The sequence below is a fragment of the Neobacillus endophyticus genome, from assembly GCF_013248975.1.
Taxonomy (GTDB): domain Bacteria; phylum Bacillota; class Bacilli; order Bacillales; family Cytobacillaceae; genus Neobacillus; species Neobacillus endophyticus.
The window spans coordinates 1,347,099-1,369,899 of sequence record NZ_JABRWH010000001.1 but is presented as its reverse complement, the minus strand read 5'-3'; the positions used below and the strand labels follow the sequence as shown (position 1 = coordinate 1,369,899).

Sequence of the window (22,801 nt, the reverse complement as noted above, 5' to 3'; positions counted from 1 at the left end):
AATTGTTGAATTTTAGCAGAGAAAAGTATCTTAAGGTAACAGGTGGAGCATTAGGCTTAAGAGAGGAAATTGAAAAAATAGTGAATCAAGTGTATGAAAAAGAGTTTAAAAATATTTTCTTAATTGGCTCAGGCGGGGCTGTGGCAACTTTTTACCCATTTGAATTTATGATCAATGCCACATCAACCATTCCTGCTTATGCTGAAATTGCTGCTGAATTTATCTTGCAAAATCACAAACAATTTAGCAAGGACTCACTGGTGATACTCTCATCACTATCAGGAACTACTCAAGAAACAGTGGCAGCAGCGAAGTACTGCAAAGAAAGAGGCGCAACAACGATTGGTTTAACAGGAGAGTACAATCAACCACTCGCCGAAACGGTTGATTATCCGATCGTCAATTTTGCTGAGAATGACTATGCCAGTGATTCGAATCAATTAATTCTTTATTTACTTCTATTTAAACTGATGCACAAAAATGGAGATTTCCCTGAATATGATGCGTTCGCGATGCAGCTAGAAGAGCTCCCGGAAAAATTAATGGAGGCAAAGGAACAATTCGAACCAAAGGCTGAGGCGTTTGCGAATGCTTATAAGGACGAGCCCTATCATATGGTGGTCGGTTCAGGCAATACATGGGGCCGGGCCTACTCCTATGCGATGTGTGTATTGGAAGAGATGCAATGGATTAAAACAAAATCGATCCATGCGGCTGAATTTTTCCATGGCACATTGGAGCTAGTGGAAGAAGATACGAGTGTGATTCTCCTAAAAGGAGAGGACGAAACACGACCATTGATGGAGAGAGTCGAACGGTTTGCGGAGAAATATACGAAAAAGTTGACTGTTATCGATACAAAGGAATATGAATTGGCAGGAATCAGCGCGGAGTTTAGAAAATATTTATCGTCGATCGTTACTTCTTCCCTGCTTCAAAGAATCAGCGTTCATTTAGAAGAGAAACGCAATCATTCATTGGATATTCGCAGATATTATCGGACTGTTACCTATTAAAATACTAGGAGTGGAAAACATGAGATTAATCGCAGTAGGAGATAATGTTGTAGATTATTATGAAGACCGCGGGGAGATGTTCCCCGGCGGAAATGCTGTGAACGTGGCGGTTTTCTGGAAGCGTTATGGTGTCGACGAGGTTGCCTATATCGGAATTATCGGAAATGATGGAGAGGGCGACCATATTGTCCAATCCTTACAGGAGGAAAGAATTGACGTATCTCGGGTTCGGCGGGCGTTGGGTCCATCTGGTGAGGCTGTTGTCACATTGGATGAGCAAGGGGACCGAATATTTGTCGGTTCGAACAAGGGCGGCGTACAAAAACAGCTGAAATTGAATTTTACGGAAGAAGAGTTGGAGTTTATTAGCGGTTATTCCTTGCTGCATACAAGTGTTTACAGCCATTTGGAAAAGGAATTACCTTTATTGCAAAGGCACATTGATATTTCATTTGATTTTTCAACCAAATATGATGACGATTATTTACGACTTGTTTGCCCGTATGTGAAATATGCGATTTTTTCTGGCGGGGGCTTAACTAAAGCGGAATGTGAAGCATTATTGGTGAAGGTTCATAAGCTGGGTACACCAAATGTGATCCTGACCAGGGGCTCGGAAGGGTCGATATTCTCCGATTCTACAACTGTCTATGAACATGGCATTGTGGAAACGGATGTGGTCGATACACTTGGAGCGGGGGATACATTTGTTTCGATTTTTCTAAAAGAGTATATATCACACGGCATTGTTAAGGAAGCGATGGAGCAAGGCGCAGCCGCGGCCGCTGAAACATGTCAGCGCTATGGCGCCTTCGGACATGGCAAGAAGCGGGAAAAGAAAATCGCAATTGGTTAGGCATTTTTATAATAAATAACCCGTTCAATATAGAGCGGGTTATTTATTTTGTGTTATGGGCGGGAGATATTGGTTTACTGTCGTATAGCAGCGACTAAATGTTGGGTAAAGAGTGGTATCTGACAGATCAGCGATCAAAACTGTGGTGAGTGACAGGACGGACATAGAGCCACCTATTACTGCCGGAAGAAATGTTTTTACTGTTAAATCAATAATCAAAACTGTCGCGGGGGAAAACAGTCGTAAAACTTCCTTCTACTGACAGGAGAATTTTATTAGCTGCAGGATCATCTATTTTTACTGAAAATAAAAAAACTCCCCGGTGTTAACAAACCGAGGAGCTTACTTATCATCAATATTCCACTTTCCACATATATCTTCTTTGTGATAGCGGATGATTGCGGGCATCTGCCAGTTGTTCGGCATATCTGCGGAGAATATAATTCAAAACTAGTGGTGCAATATAGCCTTTTAATTCTTCATCAATGCCGGTTAAATCTAAGTCCTTGGCATCTAAAACGGCCAGCTTTTCGCCGTATTTTTTCGAGAATGCTAATGCTCTTTCATCTAGAGGGCGAGTTTCATCCAAGCCAAGCAGGATAATAAAAGGAACATCTTTATCTAGAATTTCGAATGGGCCATGGAAGTATTCACCGGAGTGAACGGCATTGGAGTGGATCCATTGCATTTCCATTAGAATACAAATGGCGTAGGAATAAGCAATTCCGTAGTTGGCGCCGCTTGCCATTGTATAAATGACTTTTTCATCCTTGTATTCTTGACCAAACTGCTGTGCTTGGCTTTCATATTGCTTGGCTGATTTTTCGAAAATAACTTGGAGGTTAGCCAGGCTGTTGATCATTTTATCAAATTTATCATTTCCTTCTAGTACATGAAGAACACCCATTGTTAATTGATAAAGAAGGCCTAAGTTGGTATTAAAGGCAATGGATTCAGCCCCCCATTCGTATTTCACCACGAACTCACTTTCTTGGGCAAGTGGTGAAGTTGGCTGGTTTGTAAATCCAACGGTTAATGCTCCTTTTTGGCGGGCAAATTCAGCTGCTTTCACTGTTTCAGGAGTAGTTCCAGACATTGAGCACAGGATGACGAGAGAATTTTCGCCAAGTTTTCTAGGGTTGCGATGAATGAATTCATTGGAGCTGTACACATCTGATGAGAGATTTTTGGCTTCGCGGTCCATGATGTACTTATTTGGATACATAATGGCAGAGGATCCGCCGCAAGCCACAAAATAAACGTGGTTGATCGTACGTCCTTTCAAAGCATCTAACACTTTTTGCACTTGTTGATCTACAACTACTTGTGAATTTACCATTCCTTTTTCCTCCTTAGATTAGGGTGTTTAAAATATAATAATACATTATATAACATTATATTAAGGCGTGTAAGATTAATTGTCAATGTTTTTAGAACATTTAAAATAGGATTTATATTAAATTGACTCATAACATAATGTAATGTTATATTATGTTTGAAAATTTTAAAAATAATTTTCATATTTATGTATAGAAGGAAAGGGGCGAGGGAGTAATGGCAAAAATTATGAGGGATCAAATCACCGGAATGAATTTCCATTATATGCACTATCCTTTTGAGTACTTTTTAGATTCAATGGTTCGTTATGGGTTTAAAAATATTGAACTATGGGGGGCATCGCCTCATTTTTATGTAGAAGATATGAGTCTCAGCGATATTAGGAGGGTAAAGAAAGAAATCACACGAAGGGAATTGTCAGTCGTCTGCTTTACACCAGAACAATGTGTGTATCCAATTAATCTTGCAGCCAAGGAAAATCAGATTCGTGAAAAGAGCATCCAATATTTTATCAAATCGGCGGAAGCGGCAAAAGAATTGGAAGCACCGATGCTATTGGTTACTCCTGGCTGGGGCTATGAAAATGAAAACCGGGATGAGGCATGGAAAAGAACGAGAGATTCATTGGATCAACTAACGAGGGCTGCAGCCGATTTAGATTTAACCTTGGTGTTTGAGCCCTTAACACGAGTAGAGTCCAATTTGGTGAATGATGCCCACGCACTAAAAGCCATGCTGGATGAGGTGAACAGCCCTTATTTGAAGGGGATGATTGATACGATTCCGATGGCATTGGCAAATGAGGATTTTCTTGATTATGATCGCATATTAAAGAAAGACTTAGTTCATGTTCATTTCATTGATGGGAAACCGGAAGGGCATCTGGTATGGGGAGACGGTGTATTGCCGCTGGAGAAATACGTTGAGCAATTAAGTCAAATTGGTTATACAGGAGCGTTGACGTTAGAATATACTTCATACCAATATGTGCAAGATCCGGATGCTGCTATTGAGAAGACATTAAGGTCATTTTCAACTGTTTTGGAAATTGATAGCATGTAATAATTTCTATATACTAAATAGTATACGGTTTCAAAAAAGAGGCAGGTGAAATAAATGTTAAAACAGGATAATCAAGTTCCTTTATATATCCAATTAAAGGAGTCAATCCGCAGCTCTATTCTCAATGGGAAATTAAAGTACGGAGATCAAATCCCAACAGAATTGGAATTGAGCGAGGAGTATAAAATCAGCAGGATTACGGTGAGAAAGGCCATTCTCGAGTTGGTAGAGGAAGGCTATTTGGTTAAAAAGCAGGGAAAAGGCACGTTTGTGAATAAGAGGAAAATCGAACGGAAAATTGTTCATTTTTTAAGTTTTAGTGATGCATGTAAAGCAAATGGACTGACTGCGAGCAGTAAGATAATCAAAAGAGAAATTGTTCAGCCATCCTCAAGGGACCAAAAGCTGCTGCAACTGGAAGACGGAGATGCACTCGTCCTGATTCAGAGGGTAAGATATGCCGATGAATCACCCATTATGATTGAGAATAACTTCTTCTCTTATAAAAAGTTTCATTTATTATTAAACGAAAATTTGGAGGGCTCCATTTATAAACTGTTGGAGGAAAAGGTCAATGTAAAACCATGCCGCGGCAGTGATTTATCGTTAGAGATTGTTAGAGCTGGGGAAGAAGAGGCAGATTTACTTCATACTTCAAGCGGAGAACCGCTTTTTTATATGGAAACGACGGTATTCGATGAAGATGACCAGCCGGTGCATATAGGAAAACAGTATATTTTGGGAGATAGCTATAAATTCTACTTGAAGTAACCCGTTCTTTTTCATGGTTTAAATGGGGAAAATTTATAAGGCTGGCATGAAAAAAAAGAGCGTTAGTTCAATTCGACGCTCTTTTATTTTTGTATGGTGAGATCGGACTAGTTTTTCTAAAAATCGCATGAAACTCCTTGTTTAGAATAAGATGGTAGGGAGTATGCGAAGGTGCTTTTGGAAGTATACAAAATAAACGTTTTATGAACAATGTTGACAAACCTCACTGACATGAAGAGGATTTTGCTATTTAATAGGGGGGATGTCGAATAATTGTAGTTTGTTATGGTCTGTTTAGAGCATGGTCAAGAGAGTATCAAGCATCTCTAACGTTTCTCAGGGGTGATTGCGAAGAAAACGCTCAAGGAGGGGATGTGTCCCCGCTTAGTGCAGGTGTACAAAATTGGAAGTCTGCCGCAAGGTGCTAATGTATATAGCACTTCAACAAATATACGGCAATTTAAGTCTCTTTTTAGAGCTAGCTCTCTGGAGGCTAAGCCGTACTATTTTTCACGGCAGGCAGAATTGCAATTTTACTGGAAAGGTTTGTCGACACAGGTTTGTAACAATGCTATAATGAATTCGGTTACAACTATTAGTTAATTTTAAAAATTTACAACATTGGAGGGGATGGACATGGAACTTCTAAATGTATATCAGAATAACTATCTGATCGTTTTTGTGTTTCTATGTCTAGGGGTGCTGCTGCCAGTGGTGGCGTTATATTTAGGTAAGCTTCTGCGTCCTTACAAGCCTAGTGAGGCGAAGCAAACCACATATGAGAGCGGTGTTGAACCATTTCACGATTCACGTGTGCAGTTCAATGTCCGCTATTATATTTTTGCCCTTATGTTTGTTATTTTTGATGTAGAAACAGTGTTTTTATACCCTTGGGCAGTAGCCTATGATAGACTAGGGATTTTTGCACTAACCGAAATGTTCATTTTCGTGATTATGTTGTTAATTGGCCTAGTATATGCTTGGAAAAAGAAGGTGCTTCGATGGATTTAAACAATTTAGAAGGCATTTTACCCGGCGAAATGGAAGAGTTAAAGAGAAATGTATTTATGACGACACTAGAGCAAGTGAAGGGGTGGGCGCGAAGCAGCTCGATCTACCCTGTAACATTTGGTCTGGCTTGTTGTGCAATTGAAATGATGGCAGTTGGTTCTTCGCATTATGACTTGGACCGTTTTGGTTCATTCTTCCGTCCATCACCTCGTCAATCTGACTGTATGATTGTCTCCGGTACTGTAACGAAAAAAATGGCGCCGCTTTTGCGTCGGTTATACGATCAAATGCCGGAACCAAAATGGGTCATTGCAATGGGATCCTGTGCAACTGCCGGCGGTCCCTATATCAAATCATATTCCGTTGTAAAGGGCGTTGATCAGATTGTTCCTGTAGACATCTATATCCCGGGATGCCCTCCAAACCCGGCAGCTTTAATTTATGGTATCAATAAATTAAAGGAAAAGATTCGCTATGAAGCGAAGACTGGGAAGAAGGTGACCTGATCATGAGCGGGGAAAAGGATCTCGAACAATTAAAACGGGAAGCGGCAGAGAAGGCAAAAGCTGCGGCACTTGCAAAACGTCAAGCCAAAGAGGCGCAGGAAGCCGGACAGCAGAATCCGGAACCGTCGAAGTCAGCCCCGGAAGCACCTAAAGCGGAGGAACCTGCGGCAGCAGAGGAGACCGATGATTTAGCAAAGAAAAAGGCGGCAGCGGCAGCCAAAGCGAAAGCAGCGGCGCTGGCGAAAAAACAGCGTGAAGGTATCGTCGATGAAACCGAGCCAGCTTCGGAAGCACCTAAAACGGAGGAACCTGCGGCAGCAGGGGAAGCTGATGATTTAGCGAAGAAAAAAGCCGCAGCGGCAGCGAAGGCGAAAGCTGCAGCACTAGCGAAAAAGAAACGTGAGGGAATCGCAGATAATGCAGAACCAGAGGCGGTTATAGAAACTGCCGAGGCTGGTGGATCTGATGGGGATGATCTTGCTAAGAAAAAAGCCGCAGCCGTTGCAAAAGCGAAAGCAGCCGCTGCAGCAAAAAGAAAAGCCATGGAATTAGCGGGCGCAGGTGATGCAGACGCAGTTTCTCCAGATGCAGGAAGCAGTGATGCCCCTGGAGGAGATGACGCCAAAGCGAAAGCCGCAGCCGCCGCAAAGGCCAAGGCCGCCGCAGCCGCCAAAGCAAAAGCGGCCGCCGCAGCGAAGGCAAAAGCAGCTGTACAAGCAGGTGCGGATGATTCTGCTGTGGACGGCGATGATGAAAAGGCGAAAGCCATAGCGGCAGCCAAAGCGAAGGCGAAGGCCGCAGCAGCGGCAAAGGCAAAAGCTGCAGCTGCTGCAAAAGGCGGAGAGGCGGTCGTCATTGAAACGGCTGCGGAAGCAAAGCCATCACCGAATCAGCCATATCTAGATAAGTATGTCAAAGTCATTGAAGAGAACATGGGGTCTGCTGCATTAGAAGATTTTTATATTAATAAACTATCTAAAGATGTCCCAACCCTGGTTGCAAAGCGGGAGTCTTATTTTAAACTGGCTCAGTTTTTAAAATATAACGAGCTTTTAGGGTTTGACTATCTATCAGAGCTTCATGGAACAGACTTTGAAACACATATGGAAGTATATGTTCACTTATACTCATTCAAAAACCGGCAATCTGTTGCGATAAAAGTGAAGATTGACCGTGATGACCCGACAATCGAATCCTTGCAGCCTCTGTGGGAGGGCGCAAACTGGCCTGAATGTGAAGCATACGATTTACTAGGTATCAAGTTTATCGGACACCCGAACCTGCACCGGATTTTTCTTGGAGAGGATTGGGTTGGCTATCCACTGAGAAAAGATTATGAGCCGTATGATGTGGAGGTGTAGCAGGTGATCAGAACAGAAGAAATGGTACTTAACGTCGGACCTCAGCATCCAAGTACGCACGGGGTATTCCGGCTGATTGTCAAACTTGATGGGGAAATCATTACAGAAGCCATTCCTGTCATCGGATATTTACACCGCGGGACAGAAAAAATCGCGGAGGATCTGCAGTACACGCAAATTATTCCGTATACAGACCGGATGGACTATTTGTCGGCAATGACCAATAACTATGTCATTTGCCACGCAGTTGAAACGATGATGGGAATTGAGATTCCGGAGCGAGCCGAGTACTTGCGGGTCATAGCGATGGAATTAAACCGGATTGCCAGCCATCTTGTATGGTGGGGTACATTCCTGCTGGACCTTGGAGCCGTGAGTCCATTCTTATATGCATTCCGCGAACGGGAAATGATTATTAACCTGTTAAATGAGCTTTCAGGAGGCCGCTTAACTTACAATTATATGCGTGTTGGCGGTGTGAAATGGGATGCACCGGAAGGCTGGGTTGATAAGGTAAAGGAATTTATTCCGTATATGCGTGAACAGCTTGCAGGCTACCATGATCTTGTAACTGGGAATGAAATATTTACAAACCGAGTTACTGGAATTGGTAAATATACGAAAGAAGATGCACTGAATTACTCATTGAGCGGAGCAAACCTGAGATCCACCGGGGTTAAATGGGACCTTCGCAAAGATGAGCCGTATTCCATCTATGACCGATTTGAATTTAATGTCATTACACAAGAGGGCGGCGATGCTTTAGCCCGCTACCATGTCCGCACAAAAGAAATCGAAGAATCATTAAAAATATTAGAGCAGGCATGCGAGCAGTTCCCTTCTGGCGGTGAAACACTTGCCAAAGTGCCAAAAATCATCAAAGCACCGAAAGGGGAAGCTTATGTCAGGATTGAATCGCCCCGTGGTGAAATTGGTTGTTACATATATAGTGACGGCAAGAAAGAACCATATCGCTTGAAATTTAGAAGACCTTCCTTTTATAATTTGCAAATTCTTCCTAAATTGTTAAAGGGAGAAAACATTGCAAATATGATTGCCATTTTAGGGGCAATTGATATTGTTCTTGGAGAGGTGGACGGCTAATGATTCAAGATATGCTGCAGTCGAGCCCCGGTTGGTTCAATTTTATCGTCTTTTTTATACTTGGAGTTATTTTGCTGTTAATTGTTTTAGGCTTCGTTACGTATGCCATTTTAGCGGAGCGGAAGGTTATGGGTTTCATGCAACTGCGGGTTGGGCCGAACCAGGTCGGAGGCCGCTGGGGATTGCTGCAAACCGTTGCTGACGTTTTAAAGCTGTTGCTGAAGGAAGATATTATACCGAAGCTTGCCGATAAGCCATTGTTTATTTTGGCACCGGTTATTGCTTTTGCACCATCGTTTATGGTGCTGGCGACCATCCCATTTACGGATAAGTTTCAATTTGCTGATATTGGTGTGGGATTGCTTTATTATGTAGCTATTTCGGGAATGACCGTATTTGGAGTTCTTCTTGGTGGCTGGGCTTCCAACAACAAATACTCCTTATTGGGGGGAGCACGGGCGACTGCGCAAATGATTTCTTATGAAATTCCGCTTGTTATGTCAGTGCTTGGAGTCATTCTTTTATCCGGAAGTTTAAATTTAAATCACATTGTGGAAGCACAGCGGCACGGCTGGTTCATTTTACTGCAGCCAATCGGCTTTATCGTCTTTTTAATCGCTTCTGTAGCGGAATTGAGCCGGACGCCATTTGACTTGCCGGAATCAGAATCAGAACTTGTTGCAGGCTACCATACAGAATATACCGGGTTCCGTTGGGCATTCTTCATGCTGGCTGAATATGTGTATTTATTTGCAATGTCAGCTCTAATTACCGTTCTATTCCTTGGGGGTTGGATGGCTCCATTTGGCTTCCTTGCCTTCATCCCGGGATCCGTCTGGTTCGCGCTCAAATTCTGCTTGGTGCTGTTCATCTACATCTGGTTCCGTGTTACATTTCCAAGGATGCGCGCCGACAAGCTCATGGAATTCGCTTGGAAAGTGTTACTGCCAATCGCGCTCGGAAACATCTTCCTGACCGCGTTAATCAAATCATTATTCTTTTAATATAGGTGCCTGACACCATCCGTGGACAGTTGTCCGTGTGGGGTGGATGGTCCGCTTTCCCTAATTGTCCGATTGCTGCGACAACATTTATCAGATCGTGTCCACTCCAGATGGACAAAACAGTAGATATGTCCACGTGCGGTGCCTGACACCAAAAATACCATCGTAACAATGAAAAAATTTTCAAAAGGGGTGAAAGACGTGCTTGGATTAGCTAAAGGCTTGAAGTATACCCTGAAGCAGTTATCGCGCGAGAATGTAACGTATGATTATCCGAATAAGCCGCTGCCGCTGCCAGACCGATTTCGGGGCATTCAGAAGTTTTATCCGGAGAAGTGTATTGTTTGTAATCAGTGTGCGAATATTTGCCCGACGGATTGTATTCAGTTAACGGGTAAGAAGCATCCAGATCCAACGAAGAAAGGGAAAATCATCGATACGTATGATATTAATTTCGAGATTTGTATCCTTTGCGATTTATGTACCGAGGTTTGCCCTACGGAAGCGATCGTCATGACCAATAACTTTGAGCTCGCTGAATACAGCCGCGATATGTTATTTAAAAACCTGGAATGGTTGGACGAAAACGATGAAAACGTTCGGCAGGTGAATAAGGAATGACATTTTCTGGCGAATTTTTCGCATTTATGGTTCTTGCCCTTGTGGCAATTATCGGAGGCGTGCTGCTGCTGAATCTAAATAAAGTCGTTCACATGGTCGTTGCTCTGATATTCACTTTCGTCAGCATTGCCGGTATTTACGTTCTGCTTTCTGCAGAGTTTGTGGCCGCGGTGCAAATCTTAATCTATTCCGGTGCAGTTACCATTATTATGCTGTTTGGCATTATGTTAACAAAACCGTATGACGAAAGTGATGAAACGACCAGTAAATGGAGAAAAGCTCTATTATTTATTGGAATTGTTGGCTTTGCCTTTGCTGTTTATCTCGGTATTTACAATTTCGATATCCAACAAGTTCAAACAACATTACATGTAAACAATACCCTGCAAATCGGTAAAGCACTCTACTCTAAACATATCATTCCGTTCGAGTTTGTTTCCGTATTATTATTAGTGGCTTTGATCGGAGCGATTGTTTTAGCAAAACGTGAGGATAAGGGGGCGGAAAAGGAATGAGTTCAATCCCGGCTTCAGCCTTCCTAGCATTGGCTTTGATCTTATTTTGTATCGGTTTATACGGTGCGTTAACAAAGCGAAATACCGTCATTGTGTTAATTTCTATTGAATTAATGCTAAACGCCGTGAATATTAATCTGGTCACCTTCAGTAAATACGGGATGGCCCCATCAATCACTGGTCAGGTATTTGCCCTGTTTGCGATGGCCGTCGCTGCGGCAGAAGCAGCCGTCGGGCTGGCAATCCTCATGTCCGTCTACCGTAATAAGAAAACCGTCCACATTGACGAAATGGACGAAATGAAAAACTAAAACCTTATGGGTGTCAGGCACCATGTGAAGATTTCACCATGGTGTCAGGCACCAATATCAATGGTGGCGGCACGAATCCAAGCCGAAGTGGACCGCATCGAAAATTCGCTATTCTGAAAGTGTGAATTAAGCGGGACTGCTGGGCGAGGGGTGTTTGTCACACAGGGGGATTAAGGATGGAAAATGCTTGGCTCATACCGCTTTTCCCGCTATTATCGTTTTTAGTCCTTCTTCTCATCGGTAAGCGATTGAAGGAGGCAAGTGCTTATGTGGGGATGCTGCTTACATTGGCATCGCTTGTCTTCTCTATTGTGGTACTATTCCAGCGCTTTTCAGAGCCGACCTACAGCACAAAGTTCAATTGGCTCACGATAGGAGATCTTCATATTACAGCGGGCTTTGAAGTGAATCAATTAAATGCATTAATGCTGTTTATTGTTTCGCTCGTCAGTTTCCTTGTAAATACCTACTCAAAAGGATATATGCACGGAGATGAGCGCTTTCCGGTATTTTATGCGTATTTAGGATTATTTACGTTTGCCATGCTAGGTCTGGTTATTTCACCTAACCTGCTGCAAACCTATATTTTCTGGGAACTGGTGGGACTTGGATCCTTCCTGTTAATCGGATTTTATTTCTACAAAGAAGAAGCAAAGGCTGCTGCCAAAAAAGCCTTCATCATGACCCGTATCGGTGACGTCGGCTTATTCATCGGGATGATTCTTCTATTCTGGCAAACCAAAAGCTTTGAATACAGCGAGATTTTCAAAGCTGTCGATGCTGGCAAGGTGTCAGGCACCATCATTACCTTAACAGCGATCCTGATTTTTATTGGGGCAGTGGGAAAATCAGGTCAGTTCCCGCTTCACTCCTGGCTTCCGGATGCGATGGAAGGTCCGACTCCTGTTTCAGCGTTAATCCATGCTGCAACAATGGTGGCAGCCGGTGTATATTTGGTTGCTGCATTATATCCATTATTCCTGGCAAGCAAAACGGCGCTGCTCACGGTTGCCGTGATCGGAGGCTTTACCGCCATTTTTGCAGCAAGCATTGGCCTTGTGCAAACGGACATCAAACGTGTCCTTGCCTACTCAACTGTGAGTCAGCTGGGTTACATGATGCTTGCCTTAGGTTCTGGCAGTTATGTTGCTGGAGTGTTCCACTTAATGACACATGCATTTTTCAAGGCCCTTCTATTTTTGGCAGCCGGTTCCGTTATCCATGCGGTCAGCGGCAATCAAGATATCGAAAAGATGGGTGGCCTGTGGAAAAAATTAAGGTTAACAGGACCGCTGTTCCTAATCGGAACACTTGCGATCAGCGGTGTACCATTATTATCAGGTTTCTTTAGTAAAGACGAAATTCTAGCAGCAGCATGGGAAGGCGGACACCCAATCCTTTTCTTGCTAGCATTAATCGCTGCGTTCTTTACGGCATTCTATATGTTCCGCTTGTTCTTCATGGTGTTTACAGGTGACTATCGCGGCGACGAAAAACATGTGCATGAATCACCTGCAACGATGACGTTTCCGATGATCGTTCTTGGCGTTTTGGCCATCATCGGCGGTTATGTGAATACACCTTGGTTCGGCTCTTTCCTCGGTGACTGGCTTGTGAAAGACAACGCGGCACTTGGTACTGGCCACGCCGAAGGGCCGGTATGGATTCAGCTTGCGGCAACTGTTGTTTCACTCGCGGGGATTTTCCTTGCTTGGTTAATTTACGGCAAGCGCTCCGTATCACGCGATTGGTTAAGCGGCAAAGGCGGAACCTTGCATACGATTTTACTGAACAAATACTATGTTGATGAGTTTTATCAAATGTCCATTGTGGCCATTGTGACGTTTATCAGCTATTTATTCCGGTTCATCGATGTTTTCCTTGTAGAGGGAATCGTCAAAGGTGTGTCTGGCTTTGTTCAAGGTCTTGGTAAAACAGGTTCGGAATTGCAAAACGGTCAGGTGCAAACCTATGGAGCTGCTGCCTTTATCGGACTTGCACTTCTTACCATTATTTTTGCATTAACAGGGGGGTACTTACGATGAATTTACATTCGATTCTTTCAATCCTAGTATTCTCCCCGCTGCTAGGGATCGTGGTTTTGGCATTTTTGCCAAAGCAGGCCGAAAAAGCAAATAAACTGGTCGGTTTTCTATTCACGCTGCCGGCACTCATTCTATCTTTAGCCGTGTATCTCCATTATTTAGCCGGCAAAAATTTAGCCGATTTCTCTGTGACACATTCGTGGATTCAATTCCAAGGCATGAATGTTCAGGAACCGGCTTTTGCAGTACCATACGAACTTGGAATTAACGGTTTTCAGCTTCTGCTTGTTGTCCTTACTGCAGTCGTTGCTACGCTATCCGCAATAGGTGCTGTAAAGTTTGTGAAAAAAGAATGGAAAGGCTATTTCATGCTCTTCCTTCTTTTAGAAACAGGCATGCTTGGCGTGTTTACTGCAGAAAACTTAATCCTGTTCTTCATCTTTTTTGAGGTTACCTTAATTCCAACCTTCTTTCTGATTGGAAAATGGGGTTATTTTGAAAAAGAAAAAGCAGCATACAGTTTCTTAATTTATAACGGTCTAGGATCAGCCGTTCTATTAATTGTCATTATGATTCTTTTTGCCAAAACTGGAACGACCAATATTGAGATCTTACGGAAAATCATGACGGATCCCAATGCACACCTTTCTGGTGGATGGAAATTGGGCTTATTAATTTCCTTGCTGATTGCTTTTGGTGTCAAATTGCCGATTTTTCCATTGCACAGCTGGATGCTGCGCGTGCACGTACAAGCACCGCCATCCGTTGTTATGATCCACTCTGGGATTCTATTGAAAATTGGTGCCTACGGCTTAATCCGCTTTGGCATGGGGATTTTCCCTGAACAGTTTAAAACACTTGCAACGCTCATTGCTGTGCTTGGTGTTATCAATCTGCTGTACGGCGCGTTTTTAGCGTTTATTCAAACCGATTTTAAAATGGTTTTGGCTTATTCTTCGATATCCCACATGGGAATCGTGTTAATGGGAATGGCTGCGATGAACCAAGCTGGAGTTCAAGGGGCCATTTTCCAAGTCATTTCCCATGGATTGATTTCAGCGCTGTTGTTCTTTATTGTAGGTGTTTTATACGAACGGACAGATACATCACTCATCGAAAACCTTGGCGGTATGGCCAAGGGGATGCCGATCGCTGCCGGCTTCTTGCTTGCTGCTGGGATGGCGTCACTCGGATTACCAGGGATGTCAGGTTTCGTCAGCGAATTCATGGCGTTCATGGGTCTGTTTAAAACCATGCCATGGCTTGCTGCTATTGGTACAATCGGCATCATTATGACCGCAGCGTACGTGCTCCGTGCGATTTTGGGCATGACATTTGGAAAGGCGCAACGCGAATTTACGGGTGTTCTTGATCTGAAGGGCGTTGAATATGTACCTATTGTTGTTCTAGTGCTGTTAATTGTGTTAATTGGTGTTTACCCAAGTGTTCTAAGCTCTCCGCTTCATGCCACACTTGAGACTATCTTGCTTGGGTTAGGAGGGTGATGAAGGATGAGTCCTGAGACAATATCATCGATTAATTGGAGCATCATGACACCGGAGTTCATCATCCTTGGTGTTACAGCCTTACTTGTAGTATTTGATTTATTTATGCCAAATAGTCTTAACCGAAAGATTCTCGGTTGGGTCGGCATTGCGGCGATCTTTGCTGCCCTTGTGTCCGTTGCCTTGATGGCAGGGGGACCCGTACGGTCTATTTTGGACAATACGTTTCGCTTAGACAGTTTTGCGATTGCGTTTAAAATGCTTCTACTATTAGGAGCTGCCCTTGTCATGTTTTTGGCAGTCAGCTATGAGGCAAAGGAAGGCCTGGAAAAATACCGCGGTGAATTCTATTATCTATTTTTAATCGCGTTATCAGGCGCCATGCTGATGACTTCAAGCGGAGATTTAATTACGCTTTATATCGGGCTGGAATTATTGTCAGTTTCTTCGTATGTATTAGCAGGTATACAGAAGGATAATTTGAAATCGAATGAATCTGCGATGAAATACGTCATTAACGGCAGTATTTCTACGGCAATTATTCTATTCGGAATGAGCTATGTTTATGGTTTAACGGGAACGACCAACACGCTGGACATTGCGCAAAAACTATCCACGCTGTCTGACGGTAACCAAGTCTACTTGCTTAGCTTAGCGTTTTTAATGATTTTGGTTGGCTTGGCCTTTAAGCTTTCAGCCGCACCATTCCATATGTGGGCTCCAGACGTTTACCAAGGGGCGCCAACACCTGTTACTGCGTTCTTAAGTGTAGTATCTAAAACTGGCGGATTCGTGATCGTTATCCGGATCCTGCTGACGGTATTTGGTGCAGCAGCTACAAACGGTCCAAACTCCATGCCAATTATTTTGCATATGCAAAACTATATCGCCGTCATTGCCGGGGCAACGATGATCATCGGTAACGTCGTGGCGTTAAGACAGACGGATATCAAAAGAATGTTTGCTTATTCAAGTATCGCGCATGCTGGATATTTGCTAGTTGCTGTAACTTCCTTATCTGCGAATATGTTCTATTCCATTTGGTTCTATCTGCTTGCCTATTTGTTCATGAACCTTGGAGCCTTTGCGGTTATCCAGCTTGTAACGGAAAAAGCGGGGTCAACCAAAATTGCTGATTTTGCCGGGCTGTACCGCCGGTCACCGGTTCTGGCCGTTTCGATGGGGATATTGTTGATTTCCTTGGCAGGATTTCCAGGAACAGCCGGGTTTATCGGTAAATTAAACATCTTTATCGGAACATTTTACGGAACAACACCACACTATGTGTTAGCATCTGTTATGATTGCGACCACCGTCGTTTCGTATTTCTACTACTTCGGGGTTATGGCACAAATGTTTTTCCGTCCTGCAGCAGAGGATAGCAAATTTAACATTCCATTTGGAATTTTGATCGTCCTGATTGTTGCAGTAATCGGATCTGTGCTGTTTGGACTCGTGCCAAACATTGCCTTTAACTACATGCACAACAATCTCGATATCATTGGGGATTTCTTTAAATAAAAAAAGACCCCAGAGTTCATAAGGTGCATGTATAAACCAATACGAACAAAAGATGGGCCTGCAGGCTGCTAAATGGGAGGAAGCAGCCTGCAGTTGGTGCCTACACCAAAGTTTCACAAATAAAGGGATTAAATAGGAAAAGAGACGGTTGGGGACCGCCTCTTTTTTTTTATTAGGTTATGTTAAAAAATATTGTTGATATTTTCACACTGTTAATTGGAGCAGAAGGCACGAAGATTCCGCGAAAATACTATCACATTTCCTTCATCCACTGGCGGATTCAAAGACGGGATTCAGTGTTCTGTGGGAGTACGGGGTCTCCCAGGCACGCCCGCGAACAGTTCATTCCTGGAGTGGAAATCAACATCCAAGTTGTTTAACAGTGCTTTTTATTAAAGGCTATGTAAAAGCACATAGTTGATCGAAGTTGTAGGCATGAAGACTCCTCAAAAGCACTACCGCATTTCCTTCGTGCCAAGGCAGATTCAAGGATGTTATTCAATGTCCTGCGGGAGTACGTGACAGTTGACCGGCAGGCGGCAAAGTGTCGAGTAGCGCGTCCTATACCACGCCGTTAACCGTTCGTTCCTGGAGTGGAAATCGAAATCCAAAGTTTAAAAGAATATTACCTTAATCAAAAATTCTAGTTTTGCTTGGTTTGTCAAAAACTTGTCATCATCGTAACGAATTTTTTAAAAAAATAGAAACTGTTACCATTTTTTTACGTCAATATGTTAGAATAGTCGTTGTGTGAAAAGGAGGGAATCTATGGATGAATGATTTAGGGCAAGTGGCGTTAATCAGCATACTGTCACATATAGTATTTATTGCGCTTTCTTGGTGGGCACTGCAAGCCATCCGACTTGAAAAATTGCTGCGCCCAAACCATGTACTGCAAGCAAGAATACTCTACATATTATTAGCCATTTTTCTCGGTTCATCTGTCAGTAACTTTTTCCTTGATTACCTGCAATGGTCAAGACAACTACCTTTAATTTTTAAATAGGCTTTCTTTAAGAACGTGGTTGTTTATTCTCAATTTGATTGTTGTAGAATTCAACATCCTAATACTATGACTCGTATTTCACAAGGAATAAAATGAACTCAGCTTGTTGGAAGGGAATTTTCGTCTTTTTTGGAATTGGAAAAAATTTAGGTCTTCGTACATGTTCCCATATGCAAATTTATTGAGTACAATCTTCTTTGTGTGGAAAAAATAACTTTAATGATTTACTGTTTTAAAGCCGCATGTTAAGTAAAAAAACAAGATGTCTAAAAGTGACGACTTTTCCCAAGTATGCTTCTCTCCACCTTGGAAACAATGGTAGTAAGGGAGAGAAGAGATATGGAGAGAATAAGTAAACTTTTAGGACTATTTACAATTATCATTATCATCCTGGTTGTGTTTGGGAACCGGACAACTGAGGCAAACGGCGGCCTGAATTTTTTTCAAAAGGAAAAAGCAGATGAAGTTGGCTCATCGCTTTTTCAAGCAGACTCAAATAGCCATGACTTAGCAAAAATCGGCGATGTTTTTCAAGCCGAACATATTTTGCTCGATCAATGGACTTTTTATGCAAGGGAACAACTTACAGGCCTAAAAAGTGAGAAAGAAGTAAAGGAATACGCGAAAAGGCTTCAACGTAAATTTCCTGATTGGAATTGGACGGTTACAAACACCAGTGAAAAGTGGGAAATGACAGCAGTATCTCCAACATCTAAACACCACAACGAAATGCTTCAAATTTTGGCAACCCACAGAAAACAACCTACTAATGCGTATATAGTCTATAGTGTGAGCGGAAAAGAGTGGAACAAGACCGAGAAGGCTTTTTTTACTAGTAAACAGTTCGAAAATAGACTGACTGACATATTTCGAGAAAAACCTACAGTTTTTTCTTGTATGAAGGGCATAGTCAGTGATAAGATTGATACGGCTTTATCTAATACAGTGAATCATTTTCTAGCTATATTTAAAGCGAAAAAAATCGAAGCGTTACAAGAGAAATCATTCATGTCAGTTTCGGCATCATCGCCAATGTTTTCAGATTCCATTGAAACGAAAGAAAATAACATGAATCTGCAAATCGGCTTACGCTCCGAAGGATTGGGCTCAAGAACTACCATTGTAGTAGGAACCCCTATCATAACGATTGAATATTAATATAGAGAAAATGGACGCGGAGGGGAATACTCTTGGAAAAGATCATCGTCCGCGGCGGACAGAGGCTTAATGGAACGGTGAAAGTGGAAGGTGCAAAAAATGCCGTCCTGCCTGTTATCGCTGCAACCTTATTAGCAAGTGATGGAAAAAGTGTAATTCGTGATGTACCTACACTCTCCGATGTATACACAATTAATGAAGTTTTACGCAACCTACATGCCGAAGTTTCTTTTGCAAATAACACAGTTGTTGTTGATGCATCAAGAGAGTTAAAGGTTGAAGCGCCATTTGAATATGTTCGGAAAATGCGCGCCTCAGTTCTTGTCATGGGGTCGTTACTCGCCCGCAATGGTCGGGCACGTGTTGCACTACCAGGCGGCTGTGCAATCGGCTCCCGACCTATCGACCAGCATCTAAAAGGCTTTGAAGCCATGGGTGCTACGGTAAAGGTAGGTAATGGTTTTATCGAAGCGGAGGTTAATGGCCGCTTAAAAGGTGCAAAGATTTATTTGGATTTCCCAAGTGTTGGGGCTACTGAAAATATTATGATGGCAGCAACCCTAGCAGAAGGTACGACCATCATTGAAAACGTTGCTAAGGAACCAGAAATTGTCGACTTGGCAAACTTCTTAAACAAAATGGGCGCTAAAGTCCGAGGTGCAGGCACTGGCACACTTCGTATTGAAGGTGTTGATGTGTTATTTGGCGCAGAACATAACATCATTCCCGACCGAATCGAAGCAGGAACTTTCATGACCGCTGCTGCGATTACAGGCGGTAATGTACTTGTAAAAGGCGCTGTCCCTGAACATCTTTCTTCATTGATTGCCAAAATGGAGGAAATGGGCGTTACCATTATCGAAGAAGAGGATGGAGTCCGTGTCATTGGTCCTGAACGCTTAAAGGCAGTGGATATCAAAACGATGCCACATCCAGGCTTCCCAACAGACATGCAATCGCAAATGATGGCATTGCTGTTGTGTGCAGAAGGAACTTCTATGATCACTGAAACCGTGTTTGAGAATCGTTTCATGCACGTGGAAGAATTCCGCCGGATGAATGCAGATATTAAGATTGAAGGACGTTCTGTTATTTTAAATGGACCTTCTAATTTACAGGGTGCTGAAGTAGCAGCAACTGACCTTCGTGCAGCTGCAGCTTTGATTTTAACTGGATTAGTTGCAGATGGTATCACACGTGTAACGGAATTAAAACATCTAGACCGTGGTTATGTGCAATTCCATGATAAGTTGGCATTACTTGGCGCTGATATCGAGCGTGTGAGCGAACCGGATGAACTGTTACTCGAAGTGGAAAAATACGTTTCGGATATGAATGCGTAAAATATCCAAAATGGACCATTGGCTAGAAATATGCCAATAACCAATAACTGTGTCTGATACCCAAGCAAAACTGGAGACAGGGTGACCAATTTCAAACAACATTTGAAACACTCGGCCACGTTGGACACAATTACAACAAAACAAACCAAAGCAACGGGGCCTGAAACGACGGGTCCTGTTTTTTGTTTGGTCTTTAGTTTGTGGCTGGTGTCAGGCACCATGTGAATAATTCACATGATGCCCGACAAATACCGAAAAAATTGTAATAAATGCTTGTCCGCTTCCATATGTATGAAATGTGACACACCCGAATGTGAGTAAGGGTTGTGAATTATACAAACTGGAGGCGCAAACATGAAAAAGTTCAAACCACTCATCGCACTAGTATCTGTCCTCGTTGCCTTAACGCTTATTATTCCTGCGGTGCTGGTCCTTCCTTTTTCAGAAGGGAAGACAAATGGGAAGTTGGGCGAACAGCTCAAGGAGAAGGCACCTGCGAATGAAACAGTTTCCCCCTCTTCAACAGATGAAGCCGTAGAAGTAGCCGTTTATCGCTCTAAGAAAAAGAAAGTTGAAAAAGTGCCATTAGAAGATTATCTCGTCGGTGTGGTAGCAGCAGAAATGCCGGCTGAATTCAATGAAGAAGCTCTTAAAGCACAAGCGCTAACCGCAAGAACCTATATCGTAAATCGCCTCCTAAGTAAGGATACATTAGGCGTTCCTGAGGGCGCTGAAGTAACCGACACACCACTTCATCAAGCTTACGAAAGTGATGATGAGCTGCGGCGGGATTGGGGAATGGACTATAACTGGAAACGAAAGAAAATAGTTGCTGCTGTACGAGCAACGAGTGGTCAGATCATCACTTTCAAGGGGAAGCCGATTCAAGCACAATTTTTTTCCACTAGCAACGGCTACACAGAAAATTCAGAAGACTATTGGTCTGGTTCCATACCATATTTAAGAAGTGTATCAAGCCCTTGGGATAAGAGTTCACCACAATTTTTCAATCAAAAGGTTCTTTCGCTTCAAAGTTTTGAAAAGCTTTTAGGGGTTAAAGTAGGCACATCCGGCACAATTGGGAAAATAGTTGCCCGAACATCTGGAAAACGCGTGGCAGAGGTCGATTTTAGCGGGAAACAGCTCACGGGAAAGGACATTCGTGAGAAACTAGATTTAAAGTCATCCGATTTTTCCTGGGAACGGAAGGGAAACAATATTGTCATAACCACAAAGGGATATGGCCACGGTGTCGGCATGAGTCAATACGGTGCAAATGGTATGGCGTCTCAAGGCAAAAACTATAAAGAAATTGTGGAGCACTACTATTCTGGTGTTCAAATTACGTCCGCAGATAACATGCTGGCAACTCTCACTGCAAAAAAGTAGAATCATGATTTTAAGAAGCCAAGCAGCAGCTTGGCTTTTTCGCTGTTTTTAGAAAAAGTCAGTCAGGGTCAAGTTTGATAAAAAAAGCTGGATATGACTTGTGTTAACGCTAATTGTGATTTTTGTATAAACAGATTCAAATAAAAATTTTTCAACCTCATGCATAAAAATTCTGCAACTGTCGAAAAATAACTTTTTCAAAAAATTTTTCAGACAAGTGTATATAATTCTACTGATCTGTTCAGAATGATTGCTGAGGTGATGAAAATGAGAGAGGAAGAAAACAAACGATCTTCTCAAGGTTCTAAAGTGAAACGCTTTTTCAAAAAGCGTTGGGTATTTCCAGCCATCTATATTGCAAGTGCAGCAATCATTTTAACCGGAGTTCTATGGTATCAATCCAGCAGCACGAATACTGACAAATACAGCTACAAGCCAGGTGACCTGTCAAATAGCAAGTACAACCAGCCGTCAGTTGAAGTAAACAAAGCGTTGGAGAACTTTAAAATGCCGGTTAAAGATCCTGGCTCAGCTGTTATCAAAATGAAATTCTATGATTTTAATGGCAAGCCGGCAGATCAAGAATCAGCTTTAGTATTTTACAATAATACGTATCAGCCAAACACAGGAATTGATATTACAGGAAAAGACGAGAAAACTTTTGATGTGACAGCATCTTTAAGTGGAACTGTTACACGTGTCGATCAAGATTCCGTACTTGGTAATGTGGTTGAAATTGAGCATGAAAAAGGTATTGTAACACAATATCAATCCATTAAAGACATTAAAGTCAAAGTTGGCGATGAAGTAAAACAAGGTGATGTTATTGCTGAGGCTGGACAAAGCTTGTATAACGAAAAGGCTGGAACACACGTGCACTTTGAAATTCGCAAAGATGGCGTCGCAGTCAATCCAGCAGACTATTTAAACAAGCCTGTTAGTACACTTGCGGAAGAAAGCGTTTCGGGAGACAAAGCCAAACAATCAACAGAAGTTCCTGAAGCAAAGCAAAACCAACAAAAAATTGACGACTCAGGATCAGGGAGCTCAACTGACACACCATCTATTGATCAAAACTCAGATGGCAGCTCAACCGACACACCATCCATTGACAAAAACTCAGATGGCAGCTCAAATGACCAAAACAGTGACATGACAGACACCAACACAAACTCATAAAACGGCAATAAAGGGGAGAGGGAATACCTTCCTCTTTTTTTTGTTTTAGTCATCTGTGTTTTTTTGTAATGACCTTCGCACCACTTTAATGGGGAAGGTTATACCAGCAAAAACATCTCTAGAAAAAGAGGCTGGAGAGCTACTTCATGTACAACAAGAGGGGCAACCAACGTATAAGT

The 22,801-nt window shown here is 42.6% G+C and carries 21 protein-coding genes; 20 read left to right on the top strand and 1 reads right to left on the bottom strand.

All coding sequences use genetic code 11. The features are described from left to right. The first annotated feature begins 2 nt into the window (after window positions 1–2). Both HPT25_RS06640 and HPT25_RS06635 read left to right on the top strand, forming a co-directional pair. Window positions 3–1,016 carry an SIS domain-containing protein gene (locus tag HPT25_RS06640; RefSeq protein WP_173061720.1) on the top strand — a complete coding sequence of 338 codons (1,014 nt, stop codon included), beginning with the start codon at window positions 3–5 and terminating at the stop codon, window positions 1,014–1,016. Window positions 1,017–1,035: 19 nt separating this feature from the next. Beyond that, window positions 1,036–1,872 (top strand): PfkB family carbohydrate kinase, encoded by an 837-nt coding sequence (locus HPT25_RS06635; RefSeq protein ID WP_173061717.1) that lies wholly within the window; start codon window positions 1,036–1,038, stop codon window positions 1,870–1,872. Window positions 1,873–2,224: 352 nt separating this feature from the next. Here HPT25_RS06635 and HPT25_RS06630 read toward each other — a convergent pair whose 3' ends face one another. Further along, window positions 2,225–3,211 (bottom strand): SIS domain-containing protein, encoded by a 987-nt coding sequence (locus HPT25_RS06630; protein ID WP_173061714.1) that lies wholly within the window; start codon window positions 3,209–3,211, stop codon window positions 2,225–2,227. A 215-nt stretch (window positions 3,212–3,426) separates the two neighbouring features. Here HPT25_RS06630 and HPT25_RS06625 point away from each other — a divergent pair, with 215 nt between their 5' ends. From HPT25_RS06625 to spoIIQ, 18 genes are all read left to right on the top strand, one after another. Then, on the top strand, window positions 3,427–4,272 hold the full coding sequence (locus HPT25_RS06625; protein WP_173061711.1) for a sugar phosphate isomerase/epimerase family protein: 846 nt from the start codon (window positions 3,427–3,429) through the stop codon (window positions 4,270–4,272). Window positions 4,273–4,326: 54 nt separating this feature from the next. Next, window positions 4,327–5,043, top strand: coding sequence for a GntR family transcriptional regulator (locus HPT25_RS06620; RefSeq protein ID WP_173061709.1), 717 nt, complete (start codon window positions 4,327–4,329; stop codon window positions 5,041–5,043). Window positions 5,044–5,679: 636 nt separating this feature from the next. After that, window positions 5,680–6,054 (top strand): NADH-quinone oxidoreductase subunit A, encoded by a 375-nt coding sequence (locus tag HPT25_RS06615; RefSeq protein WP_173061706.1) that lies wholly within the window; start codon window positions 5,680–5,682, stop codon window positions 6,052–6,054. Further along, the gene (locus tag HPT25_RS06610) at window positions 6,045–6,560 is read left to right on the top strand and encodes a NuoB/complex I 20 kDa subunit family protein (RefSeq protein WP_173061703.1); all 516 of its coding nucleotides are present in this window, start codon (window positions 6,045–6,047) and stop codon (window positions 6,558–6,560) included. The genes HPT25_RS06615 and HPT25_RS06610 overlap by 10 nt, the downstream gene beginning before the upstream one ends. Window positions 6,561–6,562: 2 nt before the next feature. Beyond that, on the top strand, window positions 6,563–7,921 hold the full coding sequence (locus HPT25_RS06605; RefSeq protein ID WP_173061700.1) for an NADH-quinone oxidoreductase subunit C: 1,359 nt from the start codon (window positions 6,563–6,565) through the stop codon (window positions 7,919–7,921). Between the two features lie 3 nt (window positions 7,922–7,924). Further along, window positions 7,925–9,025 carry an NADH-quinone oxidoreductase subunit D gene (locus tag HPT25_RS06600; RefSeq protein ID WP_173061697.1) on the top strand — a complete coding sequence of 367 codons (1,101 nt, stop codon included), beginning with the start codon at window positions 7,925–7,927 and terminating at the stop codon, window positions 9,023–9,025. Next, the gene (gene nuoH, locus HPT25_RS06595; RefSeq protein ID WP_173061694.1) at window positions 9,025–10,029 is read left to right on the top strand and encodes an NADH-quinone oxidoreductase subunit NuoH; all 1,005 of its coding nucleotides are present in this window, start codon (window positions 9,025–9,027) and stop codon (window positions 10,027–10,029) included. The genes HPT25_RS06600 and nuoH overlap by 1 nt, the downstream gene beginning before the upstream one ends. A gap of 201 nt (window positions 10,030–10,230) precedes the next feature. Then, window positions 10,231–10,650 carry an NADH-quinone oxidoreductase subunit NuoI gene (gene nuoI / locus HPT25_RS06590; RefSeq protein WP_173061691.1) on the top strand — a complete coding sequence of 140 codons (420 nt, stop codon included), beginning with the start codon at window positions 10,231–10,233 and terminating at the stop codon, window positions 10,648–10,650. Then, on the top strand, window positions 10,647–11,165 hold the full coding sequence (locus tag HPT25_RS06585; protein ID WP_173061688.1) for an NADH-quinone oxidoreductase subunit J: 519 nt from the start codon (window positions 10,647–10,649) through the stop codon (window positions 11,163–11,165). The genes nuoI and HPT25_RS06585 overlap by 4 nt, the downstream gene beginning before the upstream one ends. Beyond that, the gene (gene nuoK / locus HPT25_RS06580) at window positions 11,162–11,476 is read left to right on the top strand and encodes an NADH-quinone oxidoreductase subunit NuoK (protein ID WP_173061685.1); all 315 of its coding nucleotides are present in this window, start codon (window positions 11,162–11,164) and stop codon (window positions 11,474–11,476) included. The genes HPT25_RS06585 and nuoK overlap by 4 nt, the downstream gene beginning before the upstream one ends. A gap of 176 nt (window positions 11,477–11,652) precedes the next feature. Beyond that, a complete protein-coding gene (gene nuoL / locus HPT25_RS06575) occupies window positions 11,653–13,521 on the top strand; it encodes an NADH-quinone oxidoreductase subunit L (RefSeq protein WP_173061682.1) in 1,869 nt (622 codons plus the stop codon). Continuing rightward, entirely contained in the window at window positions 13,518–15,026 is a 1,509-nt protein-coding gene (locus HPT25_RS06570) for an NADH-quinone oxidoreductase subunit M (RefSeq protein WP_173061678.1), read from the top strand. Before nuoL ends, HPT25_RS06570 begins: the two co-directional genes overlap by 4 nt. 6 nt (window positions 15,027–15,032) lie before the next feature. Then, a complete protein-coding gene (gene nuoN, locus HPT25_RS06565; RefSeq protein WP_173061675.1) occupies window positions 15,033–16,547 on the top strand; it encodes an NADH-quinone oxidoreductase subunit NuoN in 1,515 nt (504 codons plus the stop codon). Window positions 16,548–17,319: 772 nt separating this feature from the next. Then, window positions 17,320–17,553 carry a DUF1146 family protein gene (locus HPT25_RS06560; RefSeq protein WP_173061672.1) on the top strand — a complete coding sequence of 78 codons (234 nt, stop codon included), beginning with the start codon at window positions 17,320–17,322 and terminating at the stop codon, window positions 17,551–17,553. A 339-nt stretch (window positions 17,554–17,892) separates the two neighbouring features. Then, entirely contained in the window at window positions 17,893–18,711 is an 819-nt protein-coding gene (locus tag HPT25_RS06555) for a YwmB family TATA-box binding protein (protein ID WP_173061670.1), read from the top strand. Between the two features lie 32 nt (window positions 18,712–18,743). Then, window positions 18,744–20,054, top strand: coding sequence for a UDP-N-acetylglucosamine 1-carboxyvinyltransferase (gene murA / locus HPT25_RS06550; protein ID WP_173061667.1), 1,311 nt, complete (start codon window positions 18,744–18,746; stop codon window positions 20,052–20,054). A gap of 354 nt (window positions 20,055–20,408) precedes the next feature. Beyond that, on the top strand, window positions 20,409–21,443 hold the full coding sequence (gene spoIID / locus HPT25_RS06545; protein ID WP_173061664.1) for a stage II sporulation protein D: 1,035 nt from the start codon (window positions 20,409–20,411) through the stop codon (window positions 21,441–21,443). A gap of 267 nt (window positions 21,444–21,710) precedes the next feature. After that, window positions 21,711–22,622, top strand: a complete 912-nt coding sequence (spoIIQ, locus tag HPT25_RS06540; protein WP_173061661.1) for a stage II sporulation protein SpoIIQ — start codon at window positions 21,711–21,713, stop codon at window positions 22,620–22,622. Window positions 22,623–22,801 lie beyond the last annotated feature (179 nt).

What these genes read in the sequence shown, in the direction of transcription:
- HPT25_RS06555 (WP_173061670.1), top strand. Translation starts at nt 17,893, where the DNA reads ATGGAGAGAATAAGTAAACTTTTAGGACTATTTACAATTATCATTATC.
- spoIID (WP_173061664.1), top strand. Translation starts at nt 20,409, where the DNA reads ATGAAAAAGTTCAAACCACTCATCGCACTAGTATCTGTCCTCGTTGCC.
- HPT25_RS06620 (WP_173061709.1), top strand. Translation starts at nt 4,327, where the DNA reads ATGTTAAAACAGGATAATCAAGTTCCTTTATATATCCAATTAAAGGAG.
- HPT25_RS06570 (WP_173061678.1), top strand. Translation starts at nt 13,518, where the DNA reads ATGAATTTACATTCGATTCTTTCAATCCTAGTATTCTCCCCGCTGCTA.
- HPT25_RS06585 (WP_173061688.1), top strand. Translation starts at nt 10,647, where the DNA reads ATGACATTTTCTGGCGAATTTTTCGCATTTATGGTTCTTGCCCTTGTG.
- nuoN (WP_173061675.1), top strand. Translation starts at nt 15,033, where the DNA reads ATGAGTCCTGAGACAATATCATCGATTAATTGGAGCATCATGACACCG.
- spoIIQ (WP_173061661.1), top strand. Translation starts at nt 21,711, where the DNA reads ATGAGAGAGGAAGAAAACAAACGATCTTCTCAAGGTTCTAAAGTGAAA.
- nuoK (WP_173061685.1), top strand. Translation starts at nt 11,162, where the DNA reads ATGAGTTCAATCCCGGCTTCAGCCTTCCTAGCATTGGCTTTGATCTTA.
- nuoH (WP_173061694.1), top strand. Translation starts at nt 9,025, where the DNA reads ATGATTCAAGATATGCTGCAGTCGAGCCCCGGTTGGTTCAATTTTATC.
- HPT25_RS06635 (WP_173061717.1), top strand. Translation starts at nt 1,036, where the DNA reads ATGAGATTAATCGCAGTAGGAGATAATGTTGTAGATTATTATGAAGAC.
- HPT25_RS06615 (WP_173061706.1), top strand. Translation starts at nt 5,680, where the DNA reads ATGGAACTTCTAAATGTATATCAGAATAACTATCTGATCGTTTTTGTG.
- HPT25_RS06630 (WP_173061714.1), bottom strand. Translation starts at nt 3,211, where the DNA reads ATGGTAAATTCACAAGTAGTTGTAGATCAACAAGTGCAAAAAGTGTTA.
- HPT25_RS06610 (WP_173061703.1), top strand. Translation starts at nt 6,045, where the DNA reads ATGGATTTAAACAATTTAGAAGGCATTTTACCCGGCGAAATGGAAGAG.
- HPT25_RS06605 (WP_173061700.1), top strand. Translation starts at nt 6,563, where the DNA reads ATGAGCGGGGAAAAGGATCTCGAACAATTAAAACGGGAAGCGGCAGAG.
- HPT25_RS06625 (WP_173061711.1), top strand. Translation starts at nt 3,427, where the DNA reads ATGGCAAAAATTATGAGGGATCAAATCACCGGAATGAATTTCCATTAT.
- nuoL (WP_173061682.1), top strand. Translation starts at nt 11,653, where the DNA reads ATGGAAAATGCTTGGCTCATACCGCTTTTCCCGCTATTATCGTTTTTA.
- HPT25_RS06560 (WP_173061672.1), top strand. Translation starts at nt 17,320, where the DNA reads ATGAATGATTTAGGGCAAGTGGCGTTAATCAGCATACTGTCACATATA.